This is a genomic window from Archangium primigenium (assembly GCF_016904885.1).
Classification (GTDB): domain Bacteria; phylum Myxococcota; class Myxococcia; order Myxococcales; family Myxococcaceae; genus Cystobacter; species Cystobacter primigenius.
The window spans coordinates 8,616,317-8,639,137 of the sequence record NZ_JADWYI010000001.1; the positions used below are offsets into that span (position 1 = coordinate 8,616,317).

Annotated in this window: 13 protein-coding genes; 4 read left to right on the forward strand and 9 right to left on the reverse strand. The window is 72.3% G+C overall.

Annotation, left to right across the window (positions count from 1 at the left end; genetic code table 11):
• Nucleotides 1–11: 11 nt before the first annotated feature.
• From I3V78_RS35395 to I3V78_RS35410, 4 genes are all read right to left on the reverse strand, one after another.
• Nucleotides 12–707, reverse strand: a complete 696-nt coding sequence (locus I3V78_RS35395) for a tetratricopeptide repeat protein (protein ID WP_204494868.1) — start codon at nucleotides 705–707, stop codon at nucleotides 12–14.
• A gap of 2 nt (nucleotides 708–709) precedes the next feature.
• A complete protein-coding gene (locus I3V78_RS35400) occupies nucleotides 710–1,600 on the reverse strand; it encodes a beta propeller repeat protein (RefSeq protein WP_338023825.1) in 891 nt (296 codons plus the stop codon).
• A gap of 88 nt (nucleotides 1,601–1,688) precedes the next feature.
• Entirely contained in the window at nucleotides 1,689–2,438 is a 750-nt protein-coding gene (locus tag I3V78_RS35405; protein WP_204494871.1) for a hypothetical protein, read from the reverse strand.
• Between the two features lie 57 nt (nucleotides 2,439–2,495).
• On the reverse strand, nucleotides 2,496–7,016 hold the full coding sequence (locus I3V78_RS35410) for a non-ribosomal peptide synthetase (RefSeq protein WP_204494872.1): 4,521 nt from the start codon (nucleotides 7,014–7,016) through the stop codon (nucleotides 2,496–2,498).
• Nucleotides 7,017–7,173: 157 nt separating this feature from the next.
• Between I3V78_RS35410 and I3V78_RS35415 the strand changes: the two genes are divergently transcribed.
• The 4 genes from I3V78_RS35415 (at nucleotide 7,174) to I3V78_RS35430 (ending at nucleotide 13,781) form a co-directional block, all read left to right on the forward strand.
• The gene (locus I3V78_RS35415; protein WP_239576893.1) at nucleotides 7,174–9,525 is read left to right on the forward strand and encodes a hypothetical protein; all 2,352 of its coding nucleotides are present in this window, start codon (nucleotides 7,174–7,176) and stop codon (nucleotides 9,523–9,525) included.
• On the forward strand, nucleotides 9,522–10,202 hold the full coding sequence (locus I3V78_RS35420) for a DUF2238 domain-containing protein (protein WP_204494873.1): 681 nt from the start codon (nucleotides 9,522–9,524) through the stop codon (nucleotides 10,200–10,202). The genes I3V78_RS35415 and I3V78_RS35420 overlap by 4 nt, the downstream gene beginning before the upstream one ends.
• A gap of 72 nt (nucleotides 10,203–10,274) precedes the next feature.
• Nucleotides 10,275–11,297 (forward strand): M23 family metallopeptidase, encoded by a 1,023-nt coding sequence (locus I3V78_RS35425; RefSeq protein ID WP_204494874.1) that lies wholly within the window; start codon nucleotides 10,275–10,277, stop codon nucleotides 11,295–11,297.
• 81 nt (nucleotides 11,298–11,378) lie between these two features.
• Nucleotides 11,379–13,781, forward strand: coding sequence for an Ig-like domain-containing protein (locus I3V78_RS35430; protein WP_204494876.1), 2,403 nt, complete (start codon nucleotides 11,379–11,381; stop codon nucleotides 13,779–13,781).
• A gap of 94 nt (nucleotides 13,782–13,875) precedes the next feature.
• On the opposite strand, the gene I3V78_RS35435 is transcribed toward I3V78_RS35430, so the two are convergent.
• From I3V78_RS35435 to I3V78_RS35455, 5 genes are all read right to left on the reverse strand, one after another.
• Nucleotides 13,876–14,619 (reverse strand): hypothetical protein, encoded by a 744-nt coding sequence (locus tag I3V78_RS35435; RefSeq protein WP_204494877.1) that lies wholly within the window; start codon nucleotides 14,617–14,619, stop codon nucleotides 13,876–13,878.
• A gap of 225 nt (nucleotides 14,620–14,844) precedes the next feature.
• Nucleotides 14,845–16,155 carry a sensor histidine kinase gene (locus I3V78_RS35440; protein ID WP_204494878.1) on the reverse strand — a complete coding sequence of 437 codons (1,311 nt, stop codon included), beginning with the start codon at nucleotides 16,153–16,155 and terminating at the stop codon, nucleotides 14,845–14,847.
• Between the two features lie 156 nt (nucleotides 16,156–16,311).
• Nucleotides 16,312–19,065 (reverse strand): CHAT domain-containing protein, encoded by a 2,754-nt coding sequence (locus I3V78_RS35445; RefSeq protein ID WP_204494879.1) that lies wholly within the window; start codon nucleotides 19,063–19,065, stop codon nucleotides 16,312–16,314.
• A gap of 123 nt (nucleotides 19,066–19,188) precedes the next feature.
• On the reverse strand, nucleotides 19,189–20,478 hold the full coding sequence (locus I3V78_RS35450; RefSeq protein ID WP_204494881.1) for a chloride channel protein: 1,290 nt from the start codon (nucleotides 20,476–20,478) through the stop codon (nucleotides 19,189–19,191).
• A 15-nt stretch (nucleotides 20,479–20,493) separates the two neighbouring features.
• Nucleotides 20,494–22,809, reverse strand: coding sequence for a vWA domain-containing protein (locus tag I3V78_RS35455; RefSeq protein ID WP_204494882.1), 2,316 nt, complete (start codon nucleotides 22,807–22,809; stop codon nucleotides 20,494–20,496).
• Nucleotides 22,810–22,821: the final 12 nt, after the last annotated feature.

The window sequence follows — 22,821 nt, forward strand, 5'->3', positions numbered from 1 at the left end:
CCCCGGGCGCGTCAGGCGCGGGGGACCTGGAGCGCCTCGGCTTCCGTCCGCGCGATGCGCGCCCCCATCCGGTCCCCGGCGGCCTCCCGCGCGTCGGCGACGTTCTCCAGGCAGTAGACGAGTTCCTCCACGAGCGTACCCGGCGCGTCGGCCTCCGCGAGCAGCCGCCGGGTGAGCGCGAGCGACTCCTCGTAGGCCTCCACCGCCTCCGGAAACCGGCCCAGGTCCCCGAGCAGGTGGCCCCACTCGTCCAGCGCGAGCGACAGGTCCCGCCAGGACTCGGGCGAGTCCTCGGACAGCCGGGTCAGCTCCCGCTGCAGCCCCAACGACTCCTCCCGAGCCCGCGCCGCCAGCGCCCACGCCTCGCGCTCGATGTGCAGGGAGGCCACGGCGTTGAGCCCGATGGTGAGCCGATCCAGGACCTCGGGTGTGCCGCCCAGCAGCCGCCGCAGTTGCCGCCGCAGCCCCAGGGACTCCTCGTGCAGCCGCAGGGCCTCGGTCCACTCCCCTCCGGCCTGATGGACCGTGGCCAGCACGGTCAGGGTGAGCGCGAGGGACATCAGCGCGTGGTGCGTGTCGCCCTCCTGACGGCGAAGCCCGCGCGCACGCGCCACGGCCTCCGAGGCGACCTGGACGGCCGCCGCCCATTCCCCGCGCTCGACATGCGCCTCGACGCGCTCGCGCAGGGCCTGGAGCCCGTCGTCCATGCTCAGGCCAGGCGGCCGTAGACGGTGCCGCTCGCGTGCACGCCCAGGCCCCACTCGCGGCCGGCGATGTCCACGTGGGCCCCGAGCGGCAGGGCCTGGTGCGTCCACGTCGCCCCGCCATCCTCGCTCGTGTGCACCATGGGGTCCGCGCCCTTGGAGGGATCCGCGCCCCGGGTGAGCAGGCGCAGCACGCCCTCGCCCGCCACCAGGCGCAGGGGCTCGCGGCCCGCGGGCAGCGGCTCCAGCCAGCGCACGCCGCCGTCCTGGCGCTCACCCACGCGCGTCTGGCCGTCCACGACCGCGACCACATGGGCCCCGTCCGCGTCCACCAGCCGCGTGGCGCCCGACTCCCCGAGGCTCGTCCGGGGCGCGCTCTGGGGCTGGAGCGTCAGGCCCTTGCCCAACAGCGCGAGGCCGCCGTCCACCCGGCGCAGCCGCTCGGTGTTGGGGTTGCGCTCCCCGTCCAGCTCCACCTCCGACCACGAGGCGCCGCCGTCCTGGGTGACGCCGAGGAACCACGCGCCCAGCACGCCCAGCTCCCGCTCGGTGACGATGCGCACCTGGGCGAGGCTCGGCGCGCCCACGGGGCCGCGCGTGTTCCACTCCCGGCCGCCGTCCGTGGACACCAGCAGGAAGTAGTCCGAGCCCGAGCCCGAGGGCTTGAGCGTGGCCACGATGGCCGCCGCCACCTGGCCGTGGGCGTCCAGGGCCTGGATCCACCCCGGCCCCTCCCACGCCACCGTCACGGCGCCCTCGGCGACCCGCAGCAGGCGCGCACGGCGGCTCTTCATCTTCTCCAGCAGGCTGCCCGCGGACGGCTCGGTCACGGTGCCGATGAGCCCGAAGCCCTCCGGGCTCGCGACCACCGCGCCGATCTTGCCACCCTCCGGCACATCTCCCAGCCTCTCCCAGTCTCTCTCCGGCACGCGTCAACCTCGGGGTTCGCGGACACTGCGCGGCGGGAAGATGCCAGCCCGCCCGCTACCAGGGAAGAGACAGGTGCGGCAGGTTGATCTTCGGCGGCTTGAGGCCCGAGAAGAAGTCCTTCACGTCGTGGACGAGTTCCTTGGCCGACTCCTTGGCCACCTTCGCCGCGTCCCCGGGCGACATCTTGCCCAGCGCGTCGATGACCTGGCGCACGCCGTCCTTGGTCAGCAGGTCCTTGATGTCCGGCGTGGTGCCGATCTTCATCAGGTCCTGCACCGGCAGCTTGTAGAGGCCCGAGTCCACGTAGGCGTCCGGGTGCGAGTCGTAGGCGAAGCGCTTGAAGGCCTCCGGGTCGCGCTCGAGCTGGGCGAAGCCGGCGGGATCCTCCATGCGCTTGGTCTCGATGGCGCTCTGGAGCGCATCGAGCGTGCGATCCCGCCAGGCGAGCCCCTCGGGCGTCAGATCCTTGGGCCCCAGGCTGGAGAAGCGGTCGCAGTACTTCTGCCCGTACTCCATATAGTAGGCCGGCGGCTCCATGCCCGGGTTGCGGCGCCGGAAGTCGTCGGCGCGCTGGCGGTAGTAGTCCGGGGTGCCGGTGGGGATCTCCGCGGGCAGGTTGCGCGCCGCGTTGCTCCGGGCGGCCGGGACCGCGCCCTGGGCCTTGCCGGGCTCGAAGGTGTCCCGCGCGCGCGCGGCGGGCGCCCCGGAGGCGGGGCTCCGGACCGTGTTCGCCGCGGGAGCGGGCGCGTCCGTGCGGGCGGTCGGAATCCGGGGAGCGGGGGTGCCGGGGCTTTGAATCCTCATATTCTCGATTATCGCGGAATGGGATTCGAAGTTGCTACCCCCCCCTCCCCTTCCCGGCTACCCGTCGGTGGCCAGGGCGGCCAGTTCGAGCAGGTGGCCCCGCAGGCGGTCCATGAGCGCCTGGATCGTCTCTTGCCGGAACAGGGTGTCGCAGGTGAGGGCCATCAGTTGGAGCTGCCCGCCCATGATCAGGCCGATGAGCGCGAGCCGGTCGGTCCGGAGGGCCTGGGGGGCGTGCTCCATGCCCGCGAACTCCCGCGCCGGACGCAGCAGGGCCGTGGGGTCCAGCGTGGGGTCCACCGAGCCGATGAAGCTGTAGACGACCTCCGGCTGGGGCGCCGCGGCCAGCTCCTGGCGCAGCGCCGCGTCATCGCTCAGGTAGCGCAACAGGGACCAGGACAGGCCCTTGGCGGGCACGGCGCGCAGTTGCGCCTGGATGGCCCGCAGGGCGCTCGGGGTGTCCGCGGTGCCCCCCGCGTCCAGGTACAAGGGGGTGATGGAGCTGATCCACCCCACCGTGCGGGACACGTCCACGCCCGGCACCTCCACGTCCCGGCCATGCCCCGCCACGTGCAGGTGCAGGTCGCGCCGGTGCGTCAGCCCCTCCAGCGCCAGGACGAGCGCGGTGAGCAGGAGGTCATCCGCCGTGACGCCGAGCTTGCGAGGCAGCCCCTCGAACAGCGCGCGCGTCTCGTCGGGCGACAGGCCCGTGGGCGTGAAGCGCGCCGCGGCGTTGAACGACGTGCCCGAGGGGAAGTCCACCGGCAGCGGATGGAAGGGCGCCTGGACCCGCCGCCGCCAGTAGGGCAGGTCCCGGAGCACCTCCGGCGCGCGCGCGTACTCGCGCAGGCGCTCGCCCCAGCGCTGAACGGTGGTCGCCGGGGGCGCCAGGCGCACGGGCTCGCCCCGCTGGAGCTGGGTGTAGGCCAGTTGCAGGTCATCCACCAAGAGCCGCAGGGACACCTCGTCCACCAGCAGGTGGTGCACCACCAGGTGCAGCCGGCACGACGGTCCGGGCAGACGCAATAGCGTCACCCGCATGAGCGGCCCCCGGGCCAGGTCCAGGCTCGCGTTGAGCCGGCACGTCTCCCCGAACAGGGCGCCGGGCAGCTGCTCGGCGGGCACCGCGGACAGGTCGACGATGGACCAGAACGCATCCTGGGTGGCGGGGCCGTAGAACATCCGCCAGCTTCCGTCCGCGCGGCGCTGCAGCCGCAGGCGCAGGGAATCGTGGTGGGCGATGAGCGCCCGGAAGGCCTGCTCGAGCAGCGCCGGGTCCACGTCCACGGGCACCTCGAGCATGAGCGCGCAGTTGTCGTGGTCCGGGAAGCCCGCGCCGCGCTCCAGCCACCACTGCACGATGGGCGGGAGCACCAGGTCCTCCCCCGACGACGCCTCGCTCCGGGGGGCCTCCTGGGTGGACGTGGCCACCGCCGCGAGCTCCTCGATCGTCGGGTGCAGGGCGAACTGCCGCGCGGTGAGGCGCAGACCGGCCCGGGCCGCGCGGGCCACCACGCGCGTGGCCAGGAGCGAGTCTCCACCCAGCTCGAAGAAGCCATCGCGGATGCCCACCGACTCGAGGCCCAGCACCTCGCGCCAGAGGCCCACCAGGGTGTGCTCCTCGGGCGTGCGCGGCGGCACCCGCGCCCCGTCGAGCGCGGGCAGCGCGCTCTCGGGCGCGGGCAGGCGCGAGCGGTCCACCTTGCCCACGGGCGACAGCGGCATCGCCTCGAGCACCACGCAGGCCGAGGGCACCATGAACTCGGGGAGGATGCCGCCCAGGAAGGCGCGCAGCTCCGTCCACGAGGGCGTGCCCGACGGCTGGGGCACCACGTACGCCACGAGCCGCCGCGTGCCCGGCGCGTCCTCGCGCGCCACCACCACGGCCTGCTTCACCTGGGGATGGCGCGCCAGCGCCGCCTCCACGTCCCCCAGCTCGATGCGGAAGCCGCGCACCTTCACCTGGAAGTCCTCGCGGCCCAGGTACTCGAGCGAGCCGTCCGGCAGGTAGCGCACCTCGTCGCCGGAGCGGTACATGCGCGCGCCCGGCACGGACGAGAAGGGATCCGGCAGGAAGCGCTGAGCCGTCAGCTCGGGGCGCGCCCGGTAGCCGCGCGACACGCCCTCGCCCCCGATGTAGAGCACGCCGCGCGCGCCCACCGGCACGGGCCGCAGGTGCGCGTCCAGCACGTGGAGCGTGGTGTTGGACAGGGGCCGGCCGATGGAGATGGGCCCCGCTCCGTCGATGCGGGCCACCGTGGCGTAGATGGTCGTCTCGGTGGGGCCATACCCGTTCCACAGCTCGAGCCCCGTGGCGAGCAGGCGCCGGGCGAGCTCGGCCGGCAGCGCCTCGCCAGCGCTGACGGCCCGGAGGCCCGTGCCCCGGGACCAGCCGGCCTCCAGCACCATCCGCCACGTGGCGGGCGTGGCCATGAACAGCGTGGGCGAGCGGGTCTCCAGCCACTCGCGCAGCCGCGCCCCGTCGGTGACGACGTCGCGCGGCGCCAAGAGGAGCCGCGCGCCCCCGAGCAGGGGCTGGAAGAGCTCCATGCAGGCCAGATCGAAGGACAGCGTGGTGACGGCCAGCAGCGACTCCCCCGCGTGCGGCCGGGGCCAGGCACGCGAGGTGGTCAGGACGTTCACCAGCGACCGGTGCGGCACCTGCACGCCCGCGGGCTGCCCGGTGGAGCCCGAGGTGAAGAGGACATAGGCGAGGTGCTCCGCGGTGGCCGTCTCGGGCGGGTTGGTGTCCTGTCCCCCCGAGGCCAGGTCCAGGGTGTCGAGCAGGACGCGCCGCGCGCCCGTGTCGGGCAGCGCCCCCTGGGACGCGCGGGTGGTGAGCACCACCGGGGGACGGCCCGCGGCGAGCATGTTCGCCAGCCGCTCGCGCGGGTAGGCGGGATCCAACGGGATGTAGGCGCCGCCCGCCTTGAACACCGCCAGCGGGGCCACCACCAGCGCCGGCGAGCGCTCCACGGCCACGCCCACGAGCACCTCGGGACCCACGCCCAGCGACCGCAGGTGCCAGGCGAGCCGGTTGGCCCGCGCGTTCAGCTCCCGGTACGTGAGCACTTCCCCCTCGAACTCCAGGGCGACCGCGTCCGGCGTGCGCGCCACCTGGGCCTCGAACAGCGCGGAGTAGGTGCTGTCCCGGGGGAAGTCCTCGCGCGTGTCATTCCACGACGCGAACAGCCGCCGCCGCGCCTCCTCGGCCATCAGCGGCAGCGTGGACACGGGCCGCTCGGGCGCCGCCAGCGCCGCCTCCAGCAGGGTGCCCAGTTGCGAGGCCAGGCGCTCGGCCGTCGAGGCCTCGAACAGCGCGGTGTCGTACGTCAGGCGGGCCCGGAGCGCGCCCCCGCCGCCGCCCATGACCCGCAGGTACAGGTCCACCGGCGTGGCGCCGGACTCCACCTCCACGGGCGAGGACTTCACGCCGGGCAGCTCCAGTCCCGGGAGCCCCTCCTCCAGGGAGAACAGCACCTGGAACACCGGCGTGCGGCTCAAGTCCGGAGGGGGCCGCAGTTCCTCCAGGAGCAGGCCGAAGGGGATGTCCTCCGGGACGCGCAGGGCCGCGAGCGCCTCGGAGACGCGCCCCACGAGCGCCGCGAAGCCCTCCTCGCCCGGCAGGGACACGCGCAGCGGCAGCTCGTCGGCCAGCGGCGCGACCAGCGCCTTGAGATCCGGCCGCTCGCGGCCTTCCCGCCCCACGCCCACGGTGGCCTCCGTCTGTCCCGAGGCGCGCGAGAGCACCGCCGCGAAGGCCGCCAGCAGCACGGCCTCCAGCGTCCCCCCCCGCTGACGGGCGAGGGTCCGGGCCCGCTCGGCGAGCGGCGCGGGCAGCGTGAAGTCATGGCAGCCACCGCGCTGCGAGCGCACCGGCGGACGGGGCCTGTCCAGGGGCAGCTCCAGGGGCGTGCTCCCCGCGAGCCGCTCCTTCCACCCGGCGAGCCGCCGCGCCGCCTCGGGGCCGCCGAACCACACGCGCCGCGCCTCCAGGTGCTCGGCGGCGCTCAACGCCAGAGGCGGCAGGCCCTTCTGGGACGCGAGCATGTCGCCGTACGAGATGCGGCCCGACAGGAACGCATCCCCCATGGACAGGCTGCCCGCGGACGAGGCGGCCTGGGTGCGCAACACGGACAACTCCCGCGCGAGCACCCCCAGCGACGCCGCGTCGGCGACGAGCCGGTGCGCCACGAAGAGCAGGACCCGCGTCCGCGCGTCCAGTTGGAACAGGGTGGCGCGCAGCAGCGGCCCCTCGAAGAGCGCGAACGGGCGCCGCGCCTCCTCGCCCAGCCGCGCCTCCAGTCGGGCCTCGCGCTCGGCGGCGGGCACCGGCCGCAGGTCCTCGTGCACCAGCCGCACGGACTCCTCGGACAGCGCCTGGAGCCGGGGCTCGCCATCCTCCTCCAGCAGGCGCGAGCGCACCAGGGCATGCCGCCGCACCACCTCGCGCAGGGACGCCTCGAGAGGACCCGCCTCGAGCGCGCCTTCCAGCCGCCACGCCGCCGCGACGTGATGACCGGAATGCGCGGACTCGAACTCCGTTAGCAGCCACACCCGACGCTGGGCGGGAGACAATGACGAAATCTCTTCATGAGAGGCGGAAGAATCCTTCATGCGGCGGACCATACAAGACGCCCCCGACCCCTCGAAAAGACGCCCCCCGGAGGAAGACCGGGGAGGAGCCAGCCGGGCCATGCCGTCACGAGTCGGATTCGGCTAAGAGAAAGAGCGCATGGTTTCCGCTGGCTCGATTCTCGCGCGCCGCCCGGCCCCTGGCCTCGTGGCCTCCCTGCTGCTGATCGTGATCCTCGGTGCTCCAGCGATCGCGGCGCCCGTCAAACAGGTGCCCCTGGGCGGGCGCGCCATCCCCGTGGTGTCCAAGGGCGTGGTCTGCGGCCCGGTGACCGGGGGCTGGACCCTGTCCGCCGACGGGCGCTCCCTGCGCCCGCCCACCGCGGACACGGAGAACCTGGCGCGCACGTTGGACCTCAAGGTGTCCGAGGACGCCGCCCAGTGCGCGACCAGCCAGGAGACGGTGACCGTCATCGCCACCGGGGCCTTCCCGAACCTCGACGCCGCGGCGAGCAGCTTCTTTCCGGACGAGGGCCGCCTGGAGCTCAAGGGCCAGCGGCTCCAGGACGTCGCCGTGGCCTGGTCCGCGCCCGCGCGCTCGTCGTCGGAGCCGCCCGCCTCGGGACAGGACGTCTGCCTCAACCCCACCTCCACCGGCAAGCAGTCCGAGTGTGTCGTGCCCTTGCACTCCGGGCTGCCCTCGGACGCGCAGCTCTACTGGGTGCCGCCCCAGGGCCGGCGCGGCCCCGACGTGACGACCTACGACGCCAACGGCACCCTGGTGGACGCCGAGAGCTTCGTCGTGCGCCCGGGCCGCACCGTGCTCACGCGGCCGCTGGTGAAGAACAATGGCGTGGACCTGGCCAAGGGACCGGGCCAGGTGACGCTCACCCACCCCGAGTCCATCGCCTCCGTGGACTGCACGCCCGCGCGCTGCGAGACGAACGAGGGGGGCGTGGCCATCCGCGACGTGTCGGGCGTGGACACCGTCAACCTGCGCATGCGCCTGGCGCCCCGGGTGGTGTTCGCCCGGGGGGAGGTCCTGGAGACCACGGTCACGCAGGCGCTGCCCATCCTGTCCTGCCCGCTGTCCGTGGTGGACGGCACGGCCGTGCGGGACGCGGAGGCCTCGGCGATCGTCGTGCGCATGGACCCCGCGTGCGGCTACGAGCCGCGCGACCTGCGCTGGCGCGTCAATGGAGACCGCGCGGGCGTGGGGCAGGTGGTGAAGGTCACCGACGGCGTCTACGTGCTGCTCAAGACCCAGGGCGTGTCGGGCCAGCAGGTCAACGTCACCGCCACCAACGAGCCCGTGGGCCGCACGGTCGTGGCGTCGACGACGGCGAAGACCCTGCCCCTGCCCTTCCCGCGCGCCACGCTGGAGCTGCCCCAGCACGGCCCCATCGACTTCATCCCCATCAACCGCCCGGCGCTCGTGCGGGTGGCCGGAGGCGGCGAGCTGGGCCGCTTCGTCGTGCACGCGCTGGAGGGCGCCTACCGCGTGAGCACGCAGGACCCGGCCGCCACCCAGGTGCTCGGCGACACGACCGCGGGCGGCTTCGTGGCGCTGCGCTTCGGCTACCGGGTGCCGTCGCTGCCCGGAGAGCTGGCCAGCACGGACCTGGCGCTCGTGGACGAGCGCGTGCAGCGCGCGGTGCGCGAGGCGAGCGTCCCGGCCAACGTCGGCAACCTGCTCGAGTTCGTGTGCGCGGACGGCAAGGGCCTGGACAAGGTCATCGAGCCGAGCAGCCCCCCCTTCCGCATCCCCTACGTCAGCCGCAACACCTGCCGGGTCATCATCCACCGCGAGCGGCTCACCCCCGAGGAGGGCGTCCAGGAGATCGTCCTGCGCATCGCCGTCACGAGCCAGGACGGGTCCGCCCGGGGCGAGAGCCAGCTGGAGCAGCGCATGCTCCTGCGGCCCGGAGGAGAGCAGCGGGTGCTGCCCATCCAGGGCAACCTGGCCCAGTTCGATCGCATCCTCGTGCAGGTGTCGCACGTGGCCGACGAGTCGCGCTACGCGCTGAGCACCACGGAGCGCACGGGCCTGCCCTCGGCGCAGTGGACGGCCATCGTGGAGGGCGGCTTCCTGCGGCTGTACGCCACGGGCGCGGTGCCCGCGGGGCTCTACCGGGCCACCACCCCGAGCGGCCAGCTCACGCTCAACTTCGGCGTGCTCTCGCGCCTGGTGCTGCTCAACCAGGAGGGCCAGGAGCGGCTCATCGGCATCGAGGTGGGGCTCATGGGCATGGGGCTCATCCCCCAGGCCACCAACACGCGCTTTCCGCCCACCCTGGCGCTCGTGGGCGGCCTGGGCCTGCGCATCCCGGTGGGCACGGGCGCGGCCATTGGCGTGCAGGCGTGGATCGCCCGCGAGTTCCGCGGCGACATCACCCGCGACCTGCGCGCGGGCGAGGATCCCGCGACCACGGACCTGCGCGTGCCCGCGAGCAAGTGGTCCTTCATCTTCGGCCCCAGCATCTCCATCGGCAACGTGGGCTTCAACCTGTGAGCGACGTCTCCCTCCCCGGCGAGACCCTTCCCGCCGTGCACGGGGGCGCCCGCGAGGCGCGCACGCCCTTGCTCCTGCTGGCGGTGCTCGCGCCCGTCCTGCTCGCGACCTGCGTCTTCACGCCCGCGGGCCGGCTCAACTGGGTGCTGGAGACGGGCCCGGGGCTCATCGGCATCGCGGTGCTGGCGGGCACCTTCCGCCGCTTCCCCCTGTCGCGCTGGGTCTACGTGTGCGTCTTCCTGCACGTGCTGGTGCTCACCTACGGGGCCTACTACACCTATGCCCTCACGCCCCTGGGCCACTGGGCCCGCGACACCTTCCACCTGACGCGCAACCCGTATGACCGGCTGGGGCACCTGGCCCAGGGCTTCTTCCCGGCCTTCATCGTCCGCGAGGTGCTGCTGCGCCGCACGCCGCTGCGCCCGGGCGGGTGGGTGAGCTTCCTCACCGGCGCGGTGTGTCTGGCCATCGGCGCCAGCTACGAGCTGTTCGAGTGGTGGGCCGCCCTGCTGTTGGACCCCGCCGGCGGGGACGCGTTCCTCGGCACCCAGGGCGACATCTGGGACGCGCAGTGGGACATGTTCCTGTGTCTGTGCGGCGCGGTGCTGGCGCTGACCTTCTTCACGCGCGCCCACACCCGGAGCCTGGAGCGGCTGCTCGCGCGCGAGGCGGCCTGACACCCCAGCGGCCCGGCGGGCGGGCGATGGCGGCGTCTGAATGCCCGCCCCGATCGCGTGTTACCGCTCGCCTTGCTGATTTCCCGCCCTTTTTCCCTCACCCCCTGGCTGGCGCTGGTGGCGTCGCTCGCCGCCTGTCAGCCCGGCTCGTCACGTCCCCTGCCCTCCGAGCGGCCCGCGTCGCGGCCCGAGGCGTCGTCCTGGTTCTTCCGGCCCCCCTTCGCGGTGGAGGCGGATCTCGACGGCACGCAGGCGGCGGCGGAGGCCGTGCGCGCCGTGCTCCTGAAGCTGCCCGAGCCCGAGCGGGGCCGCGTCCTGTCGCGCTGGCTCGCGCCCATCACCGTCGAGCCCCCGCCCGCGCCAGGACCGACGACCCTTCCCGCCGCGACGCCCCTGTCCCCGGAGTCCGTGGACGTGCTGGCCACGCTGCGCGGCCTGTATGACACCCAGGGCGGTCGGGACCTGGCGCTCGCGGCGTTCTTCCTGGGACCGGAGCCCGTGGACCGGGCGCGCCAGCGCTCGCGACTGCCGCCCGAGCGCTTCGGCCTGGAGGCGCTCGCGAACCGGCTGACGCGCCGCGAGCGCGGCCTCCTGCGGTTCGTGCGCGAGGCACGGGAGCTGTCGGTGCTCTATGGGCTGGCGTGGCCGGTCGAGCGGGGCTGGCGGCTCACGTCCCGCTTCGGCCCGCGGGTGCACCCCCTCATCGGGAAGCTGTCGGAGCACCGGGGCGTGGACATCGGCGTGCCCACGGGCACCGCCGTGCGCGCCCCCGCGGATGGCGTGGTGGTGGGCGTGCGCGAGGGCCCCGTGAATGGCCAGTTCCTGGAGCTGCGCCACGAGGCCGGCGTGCACACGGTCTACTGCCACCTGTCGCTCATCGAGGTGAAGCGGGGCCAGAAGGTGAGCGCGGGCGAGCGCGTGGCGCTCTCGGGCGAGACGGGGCGCGTCACCGGGCCCCACCTGCACTACCAGGTGAAGCACGCGGGGGCCTGGGTGGACCCCGTGAGCCTGCGGGTGTCCGCCGAGCACGTGGCGCGCCCCCTGGCCTGGCCCGCCGTGCCGCCGCCCGCGGTCACCCAGGCGCCGCCGCTCTGAGCCCGCCCACCCGGGCCCCCTTGCGTCCCCGCGTCCGGACGGCGTACGACAAACGCCTTCTTTCAGGGGGAAACCACCAGCATGTGTTCGTTGAATGGAAGCGGGCGCGCCGTGTCCCTGGCGCTCCTGCTGGCCGTGGGTCTCATCGCGGGCTGCGAGGGTCCGCCCGGGACCACGAGCGCCGACATCCAGGTCCATGTGTCCCAGGAGCTCACCGACGCGGGCATCACGCGCGTGCGGGTCGAGGTCTCCGGGCCCGGCATCTCGCCGGTCATCACCACCGAGCTCGCCCAGGCGGGTGACAGTTGGCGAGGGCGCATCGCCAGCGTGCCCCATGGCCAGGACCGGCTCTTCCGGGCCACCGCCCAGGACGCGGCGGGCACGACGCTCTACACGGGCGCGGTGGGGCCGCTCACCCTCGAGCCGGGCACGACGCCCAACGTCGTCATCCTGATGCAGCGCGCGTCCCCGGAGGCGCCCTTCGAGAACGAGGCGCCGCGCATCACCTCCCTGGTGCTGTCCGCCAATCCCGTGGCCCCGGAGGGCCTGCTGACGGTGACGGCGCAGGTCTCGGACGCCAACGCGGGCGACACGCTGCGCTACGCCTGGACGGCGGGCGCCGGCACCTTCGGCTCGCCCCAGGCCCTCACGTCCACCTGGAAGGCGCCCACCACCGAGGGCCCCCAGTCACTCACGTTCACGGTGACGGACTCCAAGGGCGCCAGCGCCACCTTGAGCCTGGAGGTGAGCGTGGCGCGGCCCGGCAGTGGCGCCGAGACCTCGGTGTCCGCGCGCATCAACCACTGGCCTTCCATCCAGGCCATGAATGGCACCCCGTCCCTGCTGCGGCCCGGCACCACCACGCGCCTGTCCGCCACCGTCACCGACGCGGACGGGGACATGCTGGTCGGCACCTGGACCTCCGGTTGTCAGGGCGTCTTCAATGACACCACGGCCACGAGCGCCACGTTCACCCTGCACGAGCTGCCCGCGAGCGGCCGCTGCCCCATCTCCCTGGCGGTCCAGGACACCCGGGGCGGCCACCACGCGGGCACGCTGTGGCTGCACGTGGACGCCACGGTGCGGGGCAAGCGCGACTGGCGCCATGTGCATGGCAATGGCCCCGCCACGCGCGTGGCCGACGACCTGTCCACCCGGGAAATCGGCGCGTGGGTGCCCACCCCGGACGGCACCGGCTACACCTGGAGCGCGGGCCAGGGCGCGAGCGACGGCACCTTCTCCATCCCCCAGGTGCCCGGTGGCTTCTTCCTGGTGCGCTTCGGCGACCAGTACCTCTGGACCGATCAGCGGCGGCTGGACTTCAGCGAGCCCAAGCTGGGCCGGGCGGACCTGACGCTCGAGGAGGAGCCCTTCCCCATCACGCTCGAGCTGGCCGGGCTGTCGCCCTGGAGGCCGGGGGACGATCTGCGGCTGTACGCGCCGGGCGCGGGCGTGGGCTTCGCGGGCCTCCAGGCCTGCTCGTTCGAGGACTTCGGCTGGCCGGCCGAGGGCGCCACCACCTTCTCGGGCGGCGCCGACTTCCCCACCTTCATGGAGTCCTGCGGCCTCCGGCCGCCCCGCTTCGATGCCCGGGACACGCTGTACCTCGACCAGCTCGTGGCGCGCACCGAGCCGGGCACGGGCCTGCTCTACCAGGAGCTGCGCCGCTCCACGCGGGTGCAAGGGCCGGTGCGCGCGCCCGGGGCGCCGCTCCAGGTCCAGGGCACCCTCGTCCCGCTGCCCCTCATCGAGCGGGACCTGATCTTCCGGGCGTCCCTCTTCGAGCCCCTGGCGCTCGCCGCCCATCCCAGCGCGACGCTGTCGGGCCAGGTCGCCACCCTCGGGCTCCAGGCGGATGCGCATGACACCGGCATCGCCAACACGGGCTGGCCGGACATCGCCAGCGCCGAGACTCCGTCGCGACGCGGCGACTTCACCGCCCACTTCCAGTACGGCAACCCCTACCCGAGCACCTGGACGCCCTTCGCCTACACGCTGGTGGGCGCGCGGGTGGCCTACACGCTCGAGCTGCCGGGTGGGGGAACCACGTCGCCCGTGAACGTCACCACGAGCCTCGCCGTGCGCGAGGCCCTGCCCGCCACCGGCCCGCTGACCATCCAGCCCCGCGTGGGCCCGGCCCAGAACCTGGCCCTCAATGGCGTGAGCGCCACCGGCAGACGCACGGACGTGGGCTTCACCCCGCTGGTGAGCTGGACGCCCCACGCCATCGACACGACCACCCACTACCAGGTGCGCCTCCAGCGCTTCGTCTTCTTCGGCACCTACGCGTACCGCGAGCACGTGGCCACGCTGAGCACCTCGGCGACCCAGGTGCGCCTGCCGCCCGGACTGCTCGTCGCGGGCGAGCGCTACCTCCTCCAGGTGGTGTCCACCTTCGCGCCCGCCAAGGACGCGAACAACCCCTTCGACGACTCGCTCGTGCGCTACACGGCGTCGGCGCTGTCGGGCGTCTTCTCGCCCTGAGCCCGGGCGCCTGAAAGACGAACACCCCGGGAGCCCCCCCTCATCGGGTGGGACTCCCGGGGTGCGAGGGACGCACGGTGCGTCCCGGGAAACCTCACAGCGTGGGGACCGAGGGGTCCACCGCGAGCTGCTGGGGACCCTCGCTCTGCTTGGGCGAGAGCGTGTCCATCTCGCCGGCGAGCTTCTCCAGGGCCTTGCCCGCCTCGGCGATCTTCGACGCATCGCCGCTGGCCAGCTTCTCGATGATGTCCTTGAGCGCGCTGGTCAGCTTCTCGATGATGGCCGCCGGGCCGCGCTCGGCGCCACCGGCGCCCTTGGCGCCACCGGCCTGACCCGCGCCGCCCACGCCGCAGCGATCCTTGACCTCACCCGCGCCACCCGCCGGAGCCGCGCCACCCGCGCCGCCCGCCGGAGCCGCGTCCGCGCCCCCACCGGCGCCGCCCACGCCACAGCGATTCTTGACCTCGCCCGCGCCGCCCGCCGGAGCCGCGCCCGCGCCCTCACCGGCACCCCCCACGCCACAGCGATTCTTGACCTCGCCCGCGCCGCCCGCCGGAGCCGCGCCGCCCTCGGCGCCCTGCTTCTGGCCGGTGAGGGTCTCGATGAGCTGGCTGAGCGTCTTGGTCACTTCCTCCAGCTTCTGGAGGAGTTGCTTGACGCCGCCCTCGGCCTTGTCGGCCCCGTCAAAGGAGTCCGCCAGCATCTTCTTGCCCTCGAGCCCCTGGGGCGCCACCTCGGAGGGAATCTTCGACGCGATGGCCGGCGCCGCGATGTTGGAGGCGGCGGAGGTGTTGGCGAAGGAAGGAGCGGAGCGGGCGGACAGGGCGGAGATGGACATGGCGTTGAGTCCTGCGGAAGAGAGGAGGAGACCAGGGCCACCGCTGCGTGGCATGTCCATGGGTTTAGCAGGAGGCATGCCAAGGCCTCACCGCCGTCCCCACAGGCCCCTCTGGACGCGCGTTCCCTCGGAAGCGCCTCCGCGCCAGGGAGCGCCGCGCTCCGAAACGGGGGCCCTGGACTGGTGACGCCCGTCACCACCCGGAGTTCCCAGTCACCAGCGGGCTCACACCGCGGGCAGCTCCACGATGAAGCGGGCGCCGCCCTCGGCGCGGTTCTCCGCGCGCAGCGTGCCGCCAAAGGACTCCACGTACTGCCGGGACAGGGCGAGTCCCAGACCGGTGCCCTTCTCGGGCGCCTTGGTGGTGAAGAAGGAGGTGAAGAGCTTGGACAGGTGCTCGGCCTGGATGCCCGGCCCGTTGTCCTCCACCAGCAGCCACACCCGCTCCGCGTCCTGCCGCACCCGCAGCGCCACCCGCCCGTCGCGCACCTTCGCGTCCTCGATGGCGTCCGCCGCGTTGAGCAGGAGGTTGAGCAGCACCTGGCCCAGGCGGCGCGGCTCCGCATGCGCCACGGCCGCGCCCGGCATGTCCACCGCCAGGGTCACCAGCGACTTGAGCCGCACGCTCGCCAACCGCACGCTCGTGTCGATGACCGGCCCCAGGGCACACCGCCCCGCCGGCGCCGCCAGCTCCTCGGCGCGCGAGAGCGCCGTCAGATCCTTCACGATCTGATGGATGCGCTCCACGCCCTGCGCCGACTCCTGGAGCGCCTCGACCACCTCGGGATCACCGCCCTCGGCGGAGGCCAGGGCCCACTCCTCCTGGAGGAAGCGCAGGTTGGCCTGGACGTAGGCGAGGGGGTTGCGCACCTCGTGGGCCACGCCCGCCGCGAGCCGCCCCACCTGCGCGAGCCGCTCGGCCCTGAGGGCCCGCTCGTTGGACGCGTTGAGCTCCTGCACCGCCAGGCGCTTCTCCGCCTCGCTCTTCACGCGCTCGAGGAGCAGCCGCTGGTAGAAGAAGACGCACTGGATGCCCACCGTCTGGAAGACGAGCATCAACAGGCTCACCCAGATCTTCGAGGCGGGGGCCCCTTCCGCGCCCAGCACCAGGCTCGCCATCAGCAGACACAACACGGTGCTCGCCACGGCGTGCCACACGCCGCCGCCCACCAGCAGGGCCACGGCGGGCATCACCCCGAGCCAGCTGAACAGATGGCCCGCCGAGCCCCCCAGCCGCAGGATGAGCAGTCCCATGAAGACGTTGGGCAGGACCACGGCGACGAGCGTCCGCAGGACGGCGCGCCACCCGGGCCCCACCCGACTCAGGGACACGCCCACGAGGGCCGTGGCCGCGGCCCAGCCTCCGCGCAGCGCGAGGGTGTCCCAGGTGGGCGTGAGGCTCCACAGCACGTCCAGGCCCCAGAACAACAGCCACACGAGCGCGGAGGCGTAGAGCAGGCGCTGCTCGTCCTGGAGCCGCGCCTCCACGCGCGGGAGCGCTCCGATCCGCTCGACTCCCTCCTGTGGCGATTCCATGGGCGTCCCGTTCGGGCGGAGTCCACACCGAGCCTCCACCGACACCCAAACTCCCACGGAAGCGAAGTCAGGAGGAACCCATCCCGGGTCCATCTGGCCTCTGTTCAACATCCGAAGATTTCTCGGCGCCGGAGAAACGCGCGCTCTCCTATTCGGCTAGGGGCCGAGCATCAGGGGCTCATCCAGGCCCATGCCCACGAAGGGGGCCCAGAAGTAGGGCTCGGGGTGAATGCGGCGCAGATCCTTCATCGCGAGGCGCAGGGCCTCGAGCCGACCGCGTCCCGCCTTCAGGTGGCCGTAGTAGGCCTCCATCAACTCGGCCGTGGAGTCATCCCGCACACTCCACAGGCTCGTCACGACCGTCTGTGCGCCCGCGATGCTCAGCGCCCGCCGCAAGCCGTAGACGCCCTGCCCCACGCGGATGTCGCCGCGACCCGTGTCACACGCGGAGAGCACCACCAGCTGCGTGCCCCACAGGTCCATGCCCGCCAATTCCAGGGAGGTGACGCGGGAGTCGGTTCCACGCTCGTTCGCGTTCGCCAACACCAGACCCGAGCGCAGCATGGGGTCATCCAATCGCACGGACTGGTTCATGCCGCCTGGTGGCTCGAAGACCCCGACCTTGCGCGCTCCCTGGGTGGACGCCGAGGCATCCTGGATGAAAAAACCATGCGTGGCGATGTGCAACAGACTCGGCCGAGCCAATGCCAGCAGGGCATCCTTGGTCGCGTCCTTGCCCAACAAGAGCCGCGGGGTGAAGGGCGATGTCTCGAACAACGCCTGAATGGCGCGGGCCTCCTGAAGCGCTCCGGGAAGCTCGTCCCAGATACGCTTCGCGGATGTGGGCGAGGCGTCCGCACGCGTCGTGCGTGCCGCGTGAGTGGAGGCGGTCGGAGCCCTCGCCGAGCCATAGTCGGGCGCCGCCAGGATGACCAGCGCCTGGGAGCCTCGCTCCTCCGACCGGAAGGACAACACGTCCTTTCCCGAGGAAAGGTAGGAAATGTCGAAGGACTCCAACAAGACGTCGTGCCCATCATGGAGCGCATCGAATGGAATGAGCGACAGCTGCCCTTCGGGCGAAATGAAGAGCCGACGTGACTGGCCGAGCCACGGCTTGAGCGGAGCGAACACCTGTCGGTAAAGCGCCTTGGCTTCTGGAGAGTCACTCGATGTCCCGCTGTCCATGAGGGCCTTGTGAAAACGTGAGGCAGCTCCATTGATGACTTCGGCTTTTCCCAGGTCCACGGCCCTCGTGCGTCCATCGGGAAGCAGCAGCAGCGCGAAGTAGCGCCTGTCTTCGGGGTCCGGCCCCGGGGAGACGACGTACTGGACGATGGCACCATCCGCGGGCAAGCGCTTCGCCACCTCCGTCAGGAAATGGCCTGGGTCAGGATAGGCATACAGTGCGCGAAAAGGCAGGGAGTACTTCGCCAGTTCCGCTTCGAGTTCGCCCACCTGCACGCCGAGATCCTCCAAACGACGCGGGTACACATCCGCCGCGGCCACTCCAGGACCCGCGAGCGCCAACTGGCTCAACTGGGTGCGCAACCGACGCAAGCGTGACAGGGACTCCTGATGAACCACGCCAAGACTCCGGTGGAGGATGCGCGAGGTATCCGCGAACTCCTCGCCGGAGCGGCCCTTCCGAAGAAACGCGCTGGTCAGCACGAGTCGACGCACCCGCTCGTCATCCGCGTGTTCGAGGATCAAGTCGTAAAGTCGCTCCTCATCGACCCCCCGAATGCGCATCACACCGCTGATGCGTCCATCCGAGAGGCTCAGCACTTCCTGGCGCAGGTGCGTCTCGCTGATGTTGGAAGCCCGCTCCAACATCGGCAGGAGCCTGTCCAGATGGGACACATCGGATGAACGGGATTCATCCGCATGGCTCCACTGCTCGATGGCGAACGCGAAATTGAAGAGCGTGGTCGCGACCTCGAGGTCCATAGACCCAAGCAGTGACTCCTGGAGTTCCAGCGCTTGAGAGAAGAGCCTCTCGGCCCGGGCGTGATCTCCCTGTCGACTGGCGAGCAGGGCCAGATCGCCGAGCACGTTCGCTACATTGGAATGCTTCTCTCCGAACATCACCTCGAACATCTCGAGTGCCCGGGTCATGAGCCGTTCGGCCGCGAGGACCTCGCCTTGATCACCGAGGACCGCAGCCAGCGAATAGAGCACATTCGCATGGAGAAGCCCGTGCTGGCCAGGGTGCCGCTCGAGCCAAACGCGAGCTTGTTCGATGGCTTCCCGGGACTCGGCCAGTCTCCACTGTTTGTAATGGAGTACCCCCAGGTTGTAGTAGGCGGAGGCCACGCCCGGATTCTCCTCGCCCAGGTGGCTCCGCCGCAGTTCGAGCACCTCCTTCATGAGCGACTCCGCCTGGGAGTAGTGGCCTTGATACTTGTAGAGTTCAGCGAGATTGCCGAGCGCGGGGGAGAGGCGGATGTCACTCTTGCCCAGAACACCGCGTTGATTTTCGATGGCCCGCTTGAACAAGAGCTCCGCCTGGGAATAGTTTCCTTGGTTCTTGTAAACGATGGCGAGATTGTTGAGCGAGGACGCGGTATCGAAGGCGCGAGGACCCAGCAGCCGCTCGTCAATGTCGAGCGCTCGCTTGAAGAGCGTCTCCGCCCGACTCAGTTCTCCTCTTTGCGACCACAGGCTGCCCAGCAAACCCAACGTATGCGAGACATCACTGTGCAGCTCGCCAAGTTCGGCTTCACGCAGCATCAAGGCTCGCTCGGCCAGCTCGGTGGCCGCCGCATATTGCCCCTCGTACATCAGAGCACGACCCCGCTTGTAGAAGTCTTCTGCGTCTCGCAACCGGGCTTCGCGGACACCCGACCCCAAGAAGTCCCCCGCTACACAACTCAGGATCAGCAGCACGAGTGTTTGCACAAACGGCTTCACGATGGTCTCCGGAAGGATTTGGCTCCCCGGACCAACCCCTGAAGACATCCGCAACCATGCACGCCAGGTGAAATGGCGCGACCCTCGCCCCTTTGTCTGGAGACCGGGCGAGAACGACGTCTGCTACGAGGGCGGACGCGGCGGCTTGGCCGAGGGGGCCTGGGAGCCCCCCACGTCGCGCAGGGGCACGAGCCGGTCCAAGAGAGGCCCGCCGTGCTTGAGCTGGCCAATGCGTTGGGCGGGATAGATGCCGCGCTGGCCGGTGAGCACGTAGGCCGCCACGGTGACGATGACCACGTGGGGCAAGACGCTCGCGCCCAGCAGCTCCACGGCCATGATCGACAGGGCCAGGGGCGTGTTGGCGGCGGCCCCGAAGAGCGCGGCCATGCCCACCCCCGCGGCCAATTCCAGCGGCAGGCCCAGCAACCTGCCGAGCACGTTGCCGAGCGCCGCGCCCACGAAGAACAGGGGCGTCACCTCGCCGCCGAGAAAGCCCGCGCCCAGGGTGACGACGGTGAAGAGCAGCTTGAGCGCGAAGGCCTCGGGCGGCAGGGCCGGGTCCACGAAGGCCCGCTGAATCATCGGCACGCCCAGGCCCAGGTAGTCGCTCGTGCCCACGAGCTGCCACAGGCCCACCACGCCCGCGCCGCCGAGCGCCATGCGCAGCGCGAGCGAGGGCACCACCTTCTCTAGCCGCTTCTTGAGCCGGTGCACGCCCTCCACGAACACCACCGCCACCAGCGCCACCGCCGCGCCGAAGACGAGCCACTTGCCGATGACGGCGGGCGTGAGCGCGAGCGCCTCAGGCAGCGCGTACACGGAGTGGTGGATGCCCAGCGCGCGCGTGACGAGGTCCCCCACCACGGCGGCCACCAGCGCCGGCACGAGCGCCTCGTAGGTCATCCGGCCCACGCAGAGCACCTCGAGCCCGAAGACACACCCCGCGATGGGCGTGCCGAACACGGCACCAAAACCCCCCGCGATTCCCGCGGCGAGCAGCTCCCGGCGCGTGGTGGGAGACACCTTCAAGCGCCCGGCCACGGCATCCGCGAGGCTCGCGCCCATCTGCACGGCGGTGCCCTCGCGGCCCGCGCTGCCGCCGAAGAGGTGGGTGAGCACCGTGCCCACCAGCACCATGGGCGCCATGCGCAGGGGCAGCCGCGCGTCGCCCTCGTGCACCGTGTCGAGCACCAGGTTGTTGCCGCCCCGGATGGAAGCGCCCCACCGGCCGTACAGGGCCCCGATGGCGAGGCCCGCCACCGGCAGCAGGAACACGACGGACGCGTGCTGGAGGCGCCAGTGCGTCGCCTCGTCCAGCAGGAAGAGGAATAGGGCCGAGGCGGCGCCACACACGACGCCCACCACCGAGCCGAGCACCAACCACTGCCCCAGGGCACGCACGCGTGGGTCCATGGCCCACGGCCTCTATCACGGCCGCGAGACGATCCCCACCACGTCCACGACGTTCTCCGTACCCGGGGCTCCGCGCCCCTCCAGGAGCGTGGACACGGTGATGCTTGTCCCGGGCGTCGCGTCCCGGGGCACCTCCCACTCCACCGTGAAGAACCCCTCCTGTCCCTGCCCCAGGGAGAGGACTTCCGGCGTGACGCGGGCACCCAGGCGCCGGGCCGAGAGGACCGAGGGCCGGAAGACGTCGGACGCGCCCAGGTTCTCCACCCGCACACGCACCGAGACGCGCTCTCCCGGAGCGAGCCGCTGCGTCCCCGGCGCCCGCAGCGCCACCGTGCGCGGCCGGACCACCCCGGGCACGACCCGCTGCCAGGTCTCACCGGTGGCGGTGCGGCCCTCCGCCTGGAGGACGAAGGACTGGGTGGACAGGGGCACGAGGCCGAAGAACTCCCGCGACGAGCCGCCCGCCTCCGGGGCCAGGGCGAGGGGGAGCAGCGGCGTGCCCCCGGGCGTGCGCAGTTCGAACCGGGCGGAGGCCACGTCCCCGGACAGTTGGGCCGCGGCGAGCCGAGGCACGGGGCCGGGCAGGGCCAGCGAGGGCAGGTAGCCCTGGTGTCCTGGACGGCCCAGCGCCTCGACGAAGTCAAAGCGCTCCACGTCCAGCGGGCTCTCCCCGCGCACCTGGAAGGAGAACGCCCCGGCGGAAGCGAAGCCCACCCGCCAGGTCCCGGCGGCGGGCGCGAGCACCGTCACCACGGCGCCCGAGGCCCCCTGGGCGACGCGCACGTCCGGATCCCTCGGGGTGACTGACACGCCATTGGGACGGACCAGGCGCAGGGTGTTCGCGCCGCTCAGGGAGAACGTCACCTGTGAGATCGAGCGATCCACGGGGACGTTCAGCGTCCGGCTTCCACCCGCCGCGTCCACGACGGACAGCAGGGTCACCGGGCGGGCGCGTACCGTGGCGTCGACGAGCCGGGTGAGCACGCCCACGTCGGAGAGCCGGAGCGAGAACACCTGACCGCCGGTCTCCTCGGCGAGTCGCCGGTACACGGCCTGCGTGCTGGCGGCGGCGCCACAGGTGTCCGTGAGGAGCGCGTGGACGCGGATGTGCTTGCGCCGGGCGAGGCCACTGACGGCGGCGAGCAGGCCCTCGTCCGAGGCGCGTGACTGGGTGAGGAGGAAGAGCTCTCCCGCGTCCGAGGAGGCCTCGAGCGCCTGGAGCACCGCCGCCAGGGACGGCGCGGAACACGTCCCCGACGCGCGGGTGCCCGGAGTGGAGAAGACCTCCTGCAACGCGCGCGGTGCGTCCGCCACCCGGGTGGCCCCCGGGGCCTGTCCCTGGAAGGGCACGAGGACATACCGCGTGGGCGCCTCGCCGGTGCCGAGCCGGGACTCGAGCAGCGGGCCCAACTGGCGCGCGGCCTGAAGGAGCCAGGGGCCCATGCCCGCCGAGGTGTCGACGGCCACCGTCAGGGTGGGACCCACGCCGAACAGGAGCTTGAGCTGGGACTCGGTGAGCTGGGCCTTCAGGTCCCGGATGAACTGCTTGCTCGCCTCCAGGGCGGACACGGCGGCCTCGCCGTGCAGCGCGTGGTGGGGCGAGAGCGCTTGCATCCAGGTGTCCTTGTTGATGCCGCCGAAGGGCCCGGGGCCCGTGTCGGTGGGGCCGCCATGGCGGCACTTGGCGTCATGGGCGGGCACCTCGTTCTCCCCACCGTAGTAACCACTGGTGAGGGCGGAGGTGGACACGTTGCGGTCGCAGTTGACGAGCAGGTTGCCGTCCAGACCGATGGAGAATTCACACGGCGCGCACGTGGGCGTCTGCTCCCCGGCCAGCGCCGGCAGGGGCTCCGCGGAACGCCAGAGGCTCGGGAGCGCGCCGGCTTGGCCCGACTCGATCCAATTGGAGTGGGCGTAGAAGTCCTGTACCGAGTGCAGGGCCTGGCCCAATTGGCGCCGCCCCCCCTCGGCGTCCCCGGCGCGGAGCGAGCGCGGGATGCCATCGAAGAGCGCGACGAGCCGCTGCTTGCCCGCGACGAAGCTCTCGCCGTCGAAGTGGAGGAAGCCATTGACCTGGTCCGCGTCGACCTCGGCGTTGGCCTTCCACACCTGCTCGGCGGCACCCTTCATGCCCGGAGTGGGCGCGAGGCCGAAGAACTCCTGGCCCAGCTCCTCCAGGGCCTCCTCGGTCATGTCCTGGTGGGTGACGCCCACGCCACTGGCGCCGCAGCGCAGCCCGTTGGTCGGACAGAAGGCGTGGGCGGCGGGGCTCCAGGCGAGCACGAGCGCGAGGAGGAGACACGGAACGAGCGGACGGCGTCGGGAAGTCATGTCCTCCACGGG